This is a genomic window from Rhodococcus wratislaviensis (genome assembly GCF_900455735.1).
In the GTDB taxonomy this organism is placed as follows: Bacteria; Actinomycetota; Actinomycetes; order Mycobacteriales; family Mycobacteriaceae; genus Rhodococcus_F; species Rhodococcus_F wratislaviensis.
The window spans coordinates 209,433-222,368 of sequence record NZ_UAUI01000011.1 but is presented as its reverse complement, the minus strand read 5'-3'; the positions used below and the strand labels follow the sequence as shown (position 1 = coordinate 222,368).

The window sequence follows — 12,936 nt, the reverse complement described above, 5'->3', positions numbered from 1 at the left end:
CTCACCGTGTCAGTTCGGGCCGCCCGTTCCCCTGCGTGAGGAAGAAACCGAATCCCTCGTCGATACGGCGTTCCAGATACGGCACGTTCACCGTTCCGCCCCCGAGTACGGGTGCCGAACCGCTGAGCGAGGTGCCCGCCACGATGTCGTTCTTCTGGCATGCGGCGAGGACGCTCGACCGGAAGTGCACCAGGTCCGGATCGTCGAGGTCGGTCTTTCCGCGGCGGCCGAGCGCAGACCACGCGTGCTTCGCCCCGAACAGGATGCCGCTCAGACCGGGTACCGACGCGATCTCCTCGATGTTCTCCAGCGCCGTCGGCGTCGCAACCATGGCGATCAGGACTATCTCGCCCTGTTCCGACAACGGCCAGAAGTCGGCCATGTCGAAGTACTCGTCGTAGTCGGCGCAACCCCAGTACCGCGACGCCAGCTTCGGCCAGACCCTGCGCTCTCCGACGACGCCACCGTTGGCTTCACGCCGCGGGTACCGCAGCGCGCGAACCATCATCTCGACATCCTCGGCATGCTCGGTGTAGGGCAGGATGAGGCCGAGAGCACCGTAGTCGAGCGCCTGACTGGCGATCCACATCGTGCGCTCGCCGAGCGTGTGTGGCAGACGCACGATCGGGGTCGGCGACGGGAACAGCGACCCCGTCTTGGCCATCTGCCGGCGACTGATGAGCCACTGCAGCGTGTCACCCAGCCGCGGCAGGTCGAAACCCTCGTGTTCGAGGTCGACCATCACGAAATCGAAGGTGGAGTCTGCGAGCGCGCGCGCCCGGCTGATGTCACCGCTGTGCAGCGAACCTCCGAATGCAGGCTTCTGCTGGGATGCCAACTCGACCAGTCTGTTCCGCCGGGGTGTCGTCAACGCAATCACTGACCTTTCGCGTGGGTTGAATATGTTGGCGGTGTGAGTCATTCGCCACGCAGGCCCGTGACCACCGACTGCGCAAACCTGCCGAAGTTCTTCAGGTCGGTTCCGTAGCTGATGCAAGTGAAGCCGAGGCTGTGGATGAACTGGGCGTACTCGATGGTGAGCAGCGGTCCCACCGTCGCCATCATCAGCTTCCCCTGATCCTTCGCGCGTGCGCAGAGGTCCTTCGCCATCTTCGTGAAGAGCGGGTTGTGCAGGTCACTGCCCGGAATTCCCATCGCCTGAGCGAGATCTCGGGTGCCGAGCCAGAATGCATCCACCCCGTCAACCTTCAGCAGCTCGTCGAAAGAAGTGATCGCTTCCTCGTCCTCGACCAACGCAACCACGACGGTCTCGCTCGCGACCCGCTCGAGATAGGAGTCCCACGGCTCGGTTCCATAACCGCTGGAACGGACACTCGTGCACGCTCCCCGGATGCCGTCCGGGCTGTACCGCGTGGCCGCCACCGCAGCCTCGAGATCTGCCGCCGACTTGATGTGCGGAACGATGACCCCGTCGACGCCGCGGTCGAGTGCCTTCATGATCTGAATGGGATCGTTCTCGGCCACCCTTACGAGTGCGGACGTTCCCGCCGCTTTCGCGGCCCGCGCAAGGTGTTCCACGGTCTCGAAGCTGGTGGGTGAGTGTTCCATGTCCAGCGACACCCAGTCGAAGCCGGTCAGACCGAGGATCTCGACGATCCCCGGGTTCGCCGAGAAAGACTGCATTCCGAGGGACAGGGGCTGGGTGTGAAGGCGTTCTTTCAGGGACGGTTTCGTCATGGTAAATCCTAGTGGGTAGAGGAAGTGTGGATGCCGGTCATGCGGAGATGGTCTCCAGGAGGTGGTACACACCACGCGAGCCGGCATCGGGTGTCCCGTCGATCCGCAGCTTCAACGCTGCCTCCTCGATCGGCGCAATCATGATCGTGAAGTGGGATACGGCGTGGTTGGAACGGACGATGCAGCCGGGCATCACGTGCCCGCACACGGTCTCGGTCGCGTTCGTCACCGTGAGATGGACATGGGCGTACGAATCACCGTGCGTGTACTTGCCGACGCCGAACGGCACATCGCCCCGATCGGGTGCATCCACGATGCCGATAATGCCGTGACCACTCGACTCGATCGGGCCTACCATCTCCTCGACACCGATCACCTGGGTGGAGTCACGACCGGGCTGGAAGCGCTGGAACACCGCTCGGTCGAGCGAACCGGTGATCGACAGGATGACTCCTGCCTTCATCTTGTGGCGCTTCGCGATCTCCAGAATCGACTCCAGCAGATCGGCGTGCGGCTCAAGACGAGCCAGAATCACCGAACCGAGCTTGCCCTCGATCTCCATGTGCTGATCCTTCCCTCGAAGACGGATGCCGACTCCGCAGCATCCGTGGTGAACGGCCTGGTGTAACACTTTCGAGGCAGGGTCCCGACTTATTTTTGCCTCGAGCGGGTTTCGAGCCCTCGGCGCACGTTTCCCTCACACCAGACCATGCGTGGTATCGAACCGCCACCGCACCTCGATCTGTGCTCTTGCGGCGTGATCACATGGTAGGCAAGCACTTCCGACCAGCGCAAACAAATTCTCACGATACGATAAACGGTCTCGGCGGCCGCATTGGCCGACGTCATGAGGGAAGCGTCTCGCGCACAAGGAAATGTGCCGCTACCTCACGACCGAGGCGCGACACATTCATGCGACCGGAGGAGTGCCCCCCTTGCCGGCCGGGGCACTCCCAGGCCCAACTGTCCGCGGCCGGGCGTTGGCATTCTCCGAATATCTCGGCTCGCGAATGTCTTCTCAGATTTTCTGAAGCACTGAGTTTGGGTGCCGCGAGTCCGACGAACGGACGCATCCCTGCCGTGCACTACGAGTGATCGCGATAGCCGTGGCCCGGACGAGTGGCCCGAGTCGTTGCGGATCCACCCGGTTGTACCACCCGGAAACGGACACGGCCGCGACAGGAGCATCGGATGCGACGGCGATGGCACTGGCGACGCAGACGATTCCGGAGTACGACTCCTGATCGTCGTAGGACACATTCGTCGATCGAATTCTCGCGAGCTGTCGGCGCAGGTCGATTTCGTCACACACCGTGTTGGGGCCGAACGGTGTAAGTCCTTCGGCGAGAACGTGTTCGATGGTCTCCACAGGCGCATGCGCCAGAAGCGCCTTACCCAAAGCGGTCGCGTGCGCAGGAAGCCTCCCGCCGACCCTGCTCGGCAGGGGAGGACTGTTGCGAGCAGGCAGGATCTCCACGTAGACGACCTCATTTTCCCGGAGGACGGCGAGATGGATCGTCTGATGCGTCGCTTCTCTGAGGTCTGCAAGGTGCGGAAGCGCGATCTCGCGAATACTGCGTCGGTGCGAAGCGGCGAGTTGCCCTAGTTCGAACAGGCTCACACCCAGCGACACCGCGCGTTCGGTGCGTTCGAGAAGCCCCAGCTCGACTAGTTCCGAGATCAACCGGTAGGTAGTGGACTTCGGGACGCCGGCGCGCTCGCTGATCTCGGCAACGGTGAGTTCCCGATCACCGTGGCGAAACGCCGAGAGGATGGCAAGTGTCCGCTGGAGGAGTTGGGAGGGGAAGTCTTGTTTCATGAAATCTCCCCGTTCGGTCATGGGGTGGATGGGAATGCACTGAGCGACGGGACCCTCTCCGGGGGGGAGCACCCGCACTACGTGACGGTGGCCGGCCCGGTCCGGTCGGTCAGCGACGAATCCCGCGAATCCCTCTGAGGAGGAAACGTTTCCAACCTGGAAGGCATACCGGCGTCGGAGCGCGACGTTCGGACGCCGGCAGGTTTGTTCTCGGCGTAGTCGGTGCGGTAGCCGAGTTCCCAGGACAGCGATGCTGCGGCGGTCGTGAGCGTCGACACCAGCGCCGGGTCGGGCGGGTCGGGCAGATAGTGGATCGACGCAACGACACCCAGCGTGCACGCGAGCGCACCACCATGTGAGAATACCGGCGCTGCAAGGGTGTTCACTCCGAGGAAAGTTTCCTGCGGACCCGATGCCCATCCTTGGTCGTGCACCTTGTCGAGTTCGGCGTGAAGCCGTTGCGGGTCGGTGATCGTGTGTGCGGTCCGCTGCTCGGGGGGAAGTGCCGACCACGCCCGAACCTGCTCTTCGATGCCGAACGCCAACGCCACCTTGCCCTGCGCCGAACTGTTGTAGCCGAGTTGAGTTCCGGCACTCAGGACGACGTCGATGGGCGAACCTCCCGGAAGAACCTCGGTGACGGTGACGCCCTGTTCGGTGAGCTGGGAAAGAACGACGGACTGTCCGACCTCGTCGCGCAGTCGGGCCATGACAGGACGTGCAAGCGCGACCACGCCGGTCCGGGACTCGATACGCTGGCCCAGCAGCAGGAGGCGCCACCCAGGCTCGTAAGAGCGGGACACCGCGTCCTGCGAGAGGAAGCCACTGTTCTTCAGGCTGCCCAGGTGCCGGTGAATCCGCGCCTTCGGCAGTCCGAGGGCGTCGGCCAGCGCGGTCACCCCCCAGGGACCCTGCCGATCGAGCACCTTCTCCAGGATCAGGAGCGAGAGAAGCATGGGTGGGGGCTGATTCTCGAGCGGAACCCCACTCGCCGGAGGTACCCGGGTTCCAAGTGACGGCTGCTCGTTGTCGGGTTCATGGTCGGGCACCGGTCACTCTCCTCCGCCAGGTTGTATCGATCAGCGATACATCGCGTTGTAACTACAGCGACGATACCCCAGCAGATGTAAGCGGCGCCACATTCTGGGTGCGTTTTCTCAGATTTGTATCGATGACCGATACGGATGGCGATAGGACGTGAACTCCTGACGCCTGGCCCGAACCGAACGGGACGCTCGTTCGATCTAACGCAACGAGCGTCCCGTTCGTTCAGGAGAGGTCGAGGGCGGCGCGGACGATGCTGTCGGTGTCGATGCCGTGATAGCGGTAGACGTCGTCGAGGGAACCGACCTGCCCGAACCGGCTGACACCGAGCGCGGCCCCGGGAACGTGGTTGATCCCGGTCAGGAACGCGAGGGTGTGCGGGTGCCCGTCCAGGACGGTCACCATCGGTGCCGCCCGGTCGGCGGGGAACACCTGGTCGAGGATCCAGGACGGGCCGTCGGCGAGGCCGCGGCGGGCCTGCACCGCCTCGAACAGCAACCCGGGACTGGTCACGCACACCACGTCGGCGGCGATGCCCTGTTCGGCCAGTCGGTCCGCGGCCGTGAGGGTTTCGGTGATCACCGCGCCCATGCCGACCAGCGTGACCGCCGGGGTGTCGGTGCGGCGGAGGATGTACGCGCCGGCGACCACCTGCCGGCGGCGACGCTCCCGCGCCGCGGGATCGGTGGGGACCGCGGCGAGGGTCTGATCGACCGGACGGGTCGACAGCCGCAGATACGACGACGAACCGTCCGGGCGGCCCAACCGGGAGATGCTGTCGAGCAGCGTCCACTCCACGTCGATCGCGAACGCCGGCTCGTAACTCACACACCCGGGCTGCTCGACGCCGATCGACGGGGTCTTGATCGACTGATGCGCCCCACCCTCCGCGGCCAGGGTCACCCCGGACGGGGTGCCGACCAGGATCGACTGCCCACCCGCATAGATCCCATACGACCAGGGCTCGAGGGCGCGTTCGACGAACGGGTCGTACATCACCCCGATCGGGAACAGCGGTTGTCCCCACCGACTCCACGTGGCGCCGAGTTCACCCATCAGGCCGACCAGGTTGGTTTCGGCGATGCCCAGTTCCATGTGCTGCCCGGTGGGCTTTTCCCGCCAGTGCATGATCGTTTCGGCGTCGTCGTCGAACCAGTTGCGTCGCTCGTTCGGCGACCACACCCCGACCTTGTTCAGCCAGCCGGCCAGGTTGGTAGTGGAGGACACGTCGGGGCTGACCGTGACGACGCGTTTCGCCGCCTCGGGGGCCTGGCGGGACAGGTCGAGCAGTGCCCGGCCCAGGGCGGCCTGGGTGGTGGACGTCCCCGACGGGGTGCGGCCGATGTCGGCCGGCACCGCGGGCGGGGTGCCGAATTCGACCTTCTCCCGCCGCAACCTGTCCGCGGTCGCCGCACACACCCGGCCCGCCGCGCCGTCGGCCTCGAACCGGGCCCACGGGTGCGCCGGGTCCATCCCCAACTCCGCGGCCAGCTGCTCGTACTGCTGCACCGTCAGCAGCGACGAATGATTCTGCGGATGCCCCTGCGTCGGCAGGCCGCGGCCCTTGATGGTGTAGGCGATGATCACCGTCGGGCGGGTGTCGTCGATCTGCGCGTAGGCGGCGCGGAGGGCGTCGAGGTCGTGGCCGCCGAGGTTGCGGATCGCTTTGAGGAGGGTGTCGTCGTCCAACTCGGCGATCAGCGATGCGATGCCCGGGGCGTCGGGGCCGTCCCCGGGCAACCGGTCGCGGACCTGCGCGGCGTCACAGCGCAGCAGCCGCTGGTATTCGGGATTGGGCATATCCAGGATCCGGGTCCGCAACGCCGGCCCACCGGTCCGGGTGAACAGCGACTCGAGCAGGGTCCCGAACTTCACGGCGAGCACCTGCCAGCCGGCGGCCGAGAACATCGCCTCGAGCCGGCCGGCGGCGATGTTCGGCACCACCCGGTCCAGGGACTGCCGGTTCAGGTCCACGATCCACACGATCTCACCGAGTTCGGCGACGGAGGTGTCGAGGATCGCCTCCCACACCGCACCCTCGTCCAGCTCGGCGTCACCGACCAGCGAATACTGCCGACCCGTGCCCGCCGAACCGATCTGGGTGTTCACGTAGCGGCGGGCGATGGCACCCCAGATCGGGGCCGTCGCACCGATCCCCACCGACCCGGTCGAATAGTCCACCGGATCGGGATCTTTCGACCTGCTGGGGTACGACTGCAGGCCACCGAACTCCCGCAGCGTCGTCAGATACTTCTCGTCCAGCTCCCCGAGCAAGTAGTTGATGCCGTGCAGCACCGGAGAGGCGTGCGGTTTGACCGACACCCGGTCGCCCGGGCGGAGTTGCTCGAACCACAGCGACGTCATGATCGACACCATCGACGCGCACGACGCCTGATGGCCACCGACCTTCAACCCCGACGGGTTCGGGCGAACCCGGTTGGCGTGGTGGATCATCGACGTCGCCAACCACAACACACGCTGCTCGATCTCCACGAGCGCTTCCGGGGTGGCCGCGCGCGGGGTGAGCTGCGCCGTGTGGTCGTCGATCGTGCGGGCGTCGTTCATCGTTTCGTCCTTGCCTGTGAGTTCCTGGCACCGAATCCGATCCTCCTCGGCCCAGTTCGTGAGCGAGGCGGATCGGCGGTGACGGGCAGGCGGACCTGTTGGGAACCGACCTCACCGCATCTTCGAGGTCTCGTGTGCAGATCTCTCACAACAGTCGAACATCGGAACGCACTTTGAGCAATACCGAGCGTCGAGTTTGAGCATACTGCGCATATTCGGAGCAGCCGTCGTGGTCGGCGGTTGGCAAAATGCCCAGCACGACCGCCGCCGTTACCCTCCGGCGCTACCCTGACCTGGAGGCCACGCACACTGACCCAGGGGGAGAGCTTGACCACCACACCAGACCGCGTTCGCACGGCGTTTCCGGAGATCAGCTCGCGTGCGTGGGAGCACCCGGCGGATCGGGCGGCGCTCGTCACCCTGCGCACCTTGAAGGGATTCGACACCGTCTTCCGGACCATCTCGGGTCTGCTGCAGGAGCGCCAGCACCGGCTGATGTACCTCGCCACCTCGGTGCGCGTCGACGAACGGCAGTTCAGCGATCTCCACGACCTCCGCAGCGACTGCGTGCGCATCCTGGGCGCCGACGAGACACCTGAGTTGTTCGTGCTGCAGACCCCGATCATGAATGCCTTCACCATCGGCATGGACCGGCCGTTCATCGTGGTCACCACCGGGCTGCTGGACGTGATGAATTACGAGGAGCAGCGCTTCATCATCGGCCACGAACTCGGGCACGCGCTGTCCGGGCACGCGGTGTATCGCACGATCCTCATGCATCTGATGCGCTTGGCCGGGACCATCGGCTGGATTCCGATCGGCGGGTGGGCGCTGCGGGCGATCATCGCCGCGCTCATGGAATGGCAGCGCAAATCGGAACTGTCCGGCGACCGTGCCGGATTGCTGTGCGGGCAGGACGTTCACACCGCCCTCCGTGTGCAGCTGAAGCTGGCAGGCGGTTCCCGGGTCAGCGAGATCGACACCGACGCCTTCCTGGCGCAGGCCGCCGAGTACGACGCCAGCGGCGACCTGCGCGACGGAGTCCTCAAGCTCCTCAACATCGAACTGCTGTCCCACCCGTTCTCGGTGCTGCGCGCCGCCGAGCTGAAGAAGTGGGTGGACAGCGGCGCCTACGCAGCGATCCTGCGCGGGGAATACCCGCGCCGCAGCGAGGACGACGACGCCAAGATCAGCGAAGAATTCCGCAAGGCCGCGAAATCGTACAAACAGAATTTCGATACCTCGAACGACCCGCTGATCCGCATGCTCCGTGAGATCGGCAGCGGACTGGGCACGACCGTGGACGCCGTCGGAAACGGCGTCGGCGACGTCGCGGCGGACATCAAGGAGCGGTTCACGCACTGGCGCAGGAATTCCGACGGCAAGAAGGATTCGGACGACGACAGCTAGCCCGGAATCGACCAGAGGTCGGGCGCGGTTTCGCGCGCCCGACCTCTCCGGTCAGTCGGCCATCGCCTCGGCCAGCTCCTCGACCTCCTGGATGACGGGTTCGGGCACCCGCACCGGGCCGGGGGTGTAGGTGACCGACCGCAGCCTGCCGGTGAATCGGAAGGTTCCGCGGCGTTCCCGCAGATCCCACACGACGGGTCCGCGGGCGTCGACTCCCACCGAGATCCCGGTCCACGGCGCCATGCCGACCAGCTGGAACTGGTCGTCGAGGGTGGCCACGTCGGTGCTGACCCCGGCCGAGTCAGTGACCGTGATGGTGAAGTTCCACCGGACGGATTCGGTGGCCTCCGCCCGGACCTGCACACCCACCACATCCGCACCGAGAGGCGCGGAAGTGTGCGCGACGCGGCCGTAGCTGTTGACCGCGAACACGATCCGGCCGTCCTCGACGTAGAGCACGTATCCGCCGTGAGGGTCACCGTGGGCGACGAGCACCCCTTCGTCGCCTGCGGCGATCGCGTGGGTGGCGACGTCGATGGTGAAGTCGCGGTACTGGACCAGCACACTGGACCGATAGCGTTCCAGCGTCGGCGTGCCCGCGAGGATCTTCACCGGCTCCGCGAGTCGGCGCTCGTCGGGCCGCCGCTGCACGGCCTTGCGGTCGTTGAGGATCGGGAACACAGTGTTGTGCCACGCCGCCTGATCCCAGGCCTCGGCGAGTTCCCGCACCTTCTCGGGAAAGAGATGCGCGACGTCCGTGGTCTCGGCGGGGTCGGATTCGACGTCGAACAGCTGCCATTGCGGATCGTCGACCCGAGTCGGATCCGTGTGCAGCGACAGCAGTTTCCAGCCGTCCCGGTAGAACCCGCGGTGACCGCCGAACTCGGCGTACTGCTCCGTGTGGGGGGTGGGTTGCGCGGCGTCCCGCAGGACGTCGGCGATGCTGACACCGTCACGCTCCTGGGCGGGAAGCCCGTTCCGGTGGCTCGGAGTCTCGAGTCCGGCGAGATCCAGGAGCGTCGGGGTGATGTCGGTGACGTACGAGTAGTGCTTGCGCAGTCCGGTGTCGCCGTCGGCGCGCCCGAGTCCGGCCGGCCAGGACAGCAGGAACGGCACCCGGACACCACCGGCGAACGTCTGCCCCTTGTAGAACCGGAACGGGGTGTTCGACGCCTGCCCCCAGCCGCGCGGGTAGTGGACGCCGATCTTCTCCGAGCCGATCAGTTCCTCGTCGTGCGGAACGTCGCGCACCCAGTCCGACGGGACCGGTCCGTGCACGAATTGGCTGAAGTACGAACGTGTTCCCGCCGCGCCACCCTCGGCGGTGCCGCCGTTGTCGGACGTGAACACGATGATCGTGTTGTCGGTCTCGCCGAGTTCGTCGAGGGTGTCGAGCACCCGGCCCACGCTCTGGTCGATGCTGTCGACCATCGCGGCGTAGACCTCCTGGTACCGGGCGAACCGCAGCTGCTCCTCTTCGGTGAGCTCGTCCCACGGCGGGGCGTCGTAGCCGGGTTCGGTGTTGCGTTCGGCCATCTGGGTTCCGGGCGGAAAGAACCCCGCCTCGAGCTGCGCGTCGAAGCGGCTGCGCCGCACTGCGTCCCAGCCCTCGGTGTAGCGGCCGCGGTACTTGGCGAGGTCTTCGGGCTTGGCCTGGTGCGGTCCGTGCATCGCGATGTGCGAGAAGTAGAGGAAGAACGGCTTGTCGGCGTCATGGGCGCGCAGGCTCTTGATGCGGGCGACGGCCTTGTCCGTGATGTCGTCGGTGACGTAGTAGTCCGACGGATACTCCTCGACGTCGACCACGGAGTTGTCGGAGATCAGCTCGTTCGGGTAGTAGAACGAATTCAACCCTTCGAGCGAGCCGTAGTAGCTGTCGAATCCACGCTGCAGGGGCCAGGAATCGCGGGTGCGACCCGGCGCGAGGTTGGTATCGCGCGCGAGATGCCATTTGCCCACCGCGTGCGTGGCATAGCCGTTCGCGCGCAGAATCTCCGCAAGGCTGAGCGCGTCGTCGGCGAGTTCCATCCGCAGCCCGGGGAAGCCGGGGTCGAAGTTGGCGACGCTGCCGTAGCCGGCGCGGTGCGGGTTCAGGCCGGTGAGCAGCGCCGCGCGGGCCGGTGAGCAGACCGAGGTGGTGTGATAGTTCGACAGCCGGTAGCCGCTGTCGGCGAGCCGGTTCAGGTTGGGGGTGTCGATCTCGGAGCCGAACGGCCCGATGTCCGAGTAGCCCATGTCGTCGATGAGGATGACCACGATGTTCGGCGCGCCGGCGGGGGCTTTCGTCTCCGGCTTCCACCACGGCGTCGACTCCGCACTCGTCCGCCCGATGTGTCCGCCGAATCCGTCGTACCCTCGCGCGCCCGGAGGGATCTGCTGTTCGCCGGAACCCTGCCCGTTCCCGTTCGCTGTCGAATCCGTCACAATCACAATCCCTTTCACTATCCGAGGCATGTTTCCCCAGAGAATCGGAGAAATATTTCCCCGTGCAATCCGGGAAATACTACGGTCGCCCACGAGCCCGTCGAGTAGTTAGAATCATGCAGATTTCAACCACTGTGCGAACTTGGTCGGGCATCCGAGCCGGTGCTAGCTTCGATCCCATGGGCACCCCGACCAGCTGTGACCGCGTCTCCATGCGGTGTCGCTGCCGTAGCTGAACGTCCCCTCACGCCTCTCGTCGTCCGGACAACTCGTTCCGGGGTGTTCACGGGTCCCGCGTATCCCCTGCCCTTCCCACTTTCCTTCGGGTGACTCTTAGGACACAGCAATGTCTTCTCGTTTCCGCACGTCGACCGCGCACCCGCGCCGGGGCCTTCTCGTGTCGGCGGTCGTCGCCGCCCTCGTGGTGCTGGCCACCGGGTGTACCTCGGCGGTCGGCCTGCAGCGGTCGGGTACGGAATCGGTACTCCAACCGGGAGAGAACGTGCCCACGGGCGGGACGGCGCGGATCGGGGTCGGTGCCGACCTGATCCCCGCGACGTTCCTGTCGCTGGGAAACAACCCGACCAACGGTGGGGTCTCGGCCAACGTCTTCGACACTCTGGTCCAGTACCCGCACGGCAGCCTCGAGCCCGAGCCGCGGCTGGCCACGTCGTGGCAGCTGTCGGACGACGGACGTCGGCTGGAGTTGGCGCTGCGCGACGATGTCCGCTTCCACAACGGCAAGGAATTCACGTCGAGGGACGTCGAATTCACGTTGCGGACCTACACCGATCCCAGTTGGAACGCGCAGTTCCGGCGCACCGCGGCGACGATCGCCGCATTCGACACCAGCGACCCTCACCGCATCGTGCTCACCCTGTCGCAGCCGACCGGGAACATCTTCGACCTCCTGGCGGTCGCGCCCATCCTGGACGGCGACACCGTCGACGGACTGAAGGAGGGGCGGGTGTTCAACGGCACCGGACCGTTCACCTTCGTCTCCTGGCAGCCGAAGGTCGCGCTGTCGCTGGCCCGCAACGCCGACTACTGGGGCGAGCCGCCCCACCTGGACGGAGTGACGTTCACCGTCGTCTCCGACGATCAGGCGCTGGTGACCAAATTGCGGACCGGCCAGATCGACGCCGCCTACGATTTGCCCTCCCTCGACGCCGAACTCGCCGTGTCCCGTGGCGGATTCCGCTCCCACGTGCTCGAGGGGGCGGAGTCCGATCAGTACATCGGGATCAACGTCTCCGCACCGCCACTGACCGACGTCCGGGTCCGGCAGGCGATCGCGTACGCGATCGACCGGGACCGCATCCTCGCCGACGTGTACCGGGGCAAGGGTTACGCCTCCAGCCTGCCGTGGCCGCGGACCTCGCCCGCCTACGACGAACAGACCGCGAACACCTACGGCCGGGACGTGGAACGGGCCCGCGCACTCGTCGCCCAGATCGGTGACGTCCCGACCATCCCGCTGAACTACCCCGCCGACCGCACCTCCCGGATCATCGCGGAGATCATCCAGGCGAACCTTCGCGACGTGGGCATCGACGTCGACCTGATCCCCACCGACGCAGCCCAGATGACCAGCCTGCTGGTGGCCGGCCAGTTCCCGGGGCTGTGGGTGACCCAGCACGGTTTCGCGCAGATGACCCCGTCCACCCTGGCCGTGGCCGCCTTCCCGTTCAACGCGGTGAAGAACGCCTCCAACTTCCTCGACCCGGGGTATCAGGCGCATGCGGTGTCGGCCTGGCAACAGCAGGACCCCACGTCCCCCGCGGCGATCGACGCCTACCGCGCGTTGAACGCCGACCTGCTGGAGTCGCTGTTCCTGGTGGAGATCGGGGTGGTGCAGACCGAGGTCGTGGTGTCCACCGATCTCGGCGGGTTCGACTGGTCCCGCACCAACGATCCCCGCTTCGACTCCACGTACCTGCTGCGCACCTGATCCGACGACCGCCCGCACACCCACC

The 12,936-nt window shown here is 66.1% G+C and carries 9 protein-coding genes; 2 read left to right on the top strand and 7 right to left on the bottom strand.

Annotation, left to right across the window (positions count from 1 at the left end; all coding sequences use genetic code 11):
- Position 1: 1 nt before the first annotated feature.
- The 6 genes from DTA22_RS14805 to DTA22_RS14780 form a co-directional block, all read right to left on the bottom strand.
- Positions 2-838: an aldolase/citrate lyase family protein gene (locus DTA22_RS14805; protein ID WP_160118510.1), complete on the bottom strand. Its 837-nt coding sequence runs from the start codon at positions 836-838 to the stop codon at positions 2-4.
- 80 nt (positions 839-918) lie between these two features.
- Positions 919-1,698, bottom strand: a complete 780-nt coding sequence (locus tag DTA22_RS14800; RefSeq protein ID WP_160118509.1) for an HpcH/HpaI aldolase family protein — start codon at positions 1,696-1,698, stop codon at positions 919-921.
- A 37-nt stretch (positions 1,699-1,735) separates the two neighbouring features.
- On the bottom strand, positions 1,736-2,260 hold the full coding sequence (locus tag DTA22_RS14795) for a PPC domain-containing DNA-binding protein (RefSeq protein ID WP_112299901.1): 525 nt from the start codon (positions 2,258-2,260) through the stop codon (positions 1,736-1,738).
- 456 nt (positions 2,261-2,716) lie between these two features.
- Positions 2,717-3,517, bottom strand: coding sequence for an IclR family transcriptional regulator (locus DTA22_RS14790; protein ID WP_112300358.1), 801 nt, complete (start codon positions 3,515-3,517; stop codon positions 2,717-2,719).
- 77 nt (positions 3,518-3,594) lie between these two features.
- Positions 3,595-4,473 (bottom strand): IclR family transcriptional regulator, encoded by an 879-nt coding sequence (locus DTA22_RS14785; protein WP_112299900.1) that lies wholly within the window; start codon positions 4,471-4,473, stop codon positions 3,595-3,597.
- A gap of 313 nt (positions 4,474-4,786) precedes the next feature.
- On the bottom strand, positions 4,787-7,126 hold the full coding sequence (locus DTA22_RS14780; RefSeq protein WP_112299899.1) for a transketolase-like TK C-terminal-containing protein: 2,340 nt from the start codon (positions 7,124-7,126) through the stop codon (positions 4,787-4,789).
- Between the two features lie 327 nt (positions 7,127-7,453).
- On the opposite strand from DTA22_RS14780, the gene DTA22_RS14770 reads away from it, so the two are divergent.
- Entirely contained in the window at positions 7,454-8,536 is a 1,083-nt protein-coding gene (locus DTA22_RS14770; protein ID WP_037242753.1) for a M48 family metallopeptidase, read from the top strand.
- Between the two features lie 51 nt (positions 8,537-8,587).
- Here the strand turns inward: DTA22_RS14770 and DTA22_RS14765 are convergent, their stop codons facing one another.
- Complete coding sequence (locus DTA22_RS14765; RefSeq protein WP_112299898.1) at positions 8,588-10,960, bottom strand: arylsulfatase; 2,373 nt, start codon at positions 10,958-10,960, stop codon at positions 8,588-8,590.
- Between the two features lie 346 nt (positions 10,961-11,306).
- On the opposite strand from DTA22_RS14765, the gene DTA22_RS14760 reads away from it, so the two are divergent.
- Entirely contained in the window at positions 11,307-12,911 is a 1,605-nt protein-coding gene (locus DTA22_RS14760) for an ABC transporter substrate-binding protein (RefSeq protein ID WP_112299897.1), read from the top strand.
- Positions 12,912-12,936 lie beyond the last annotated feature (25 nt).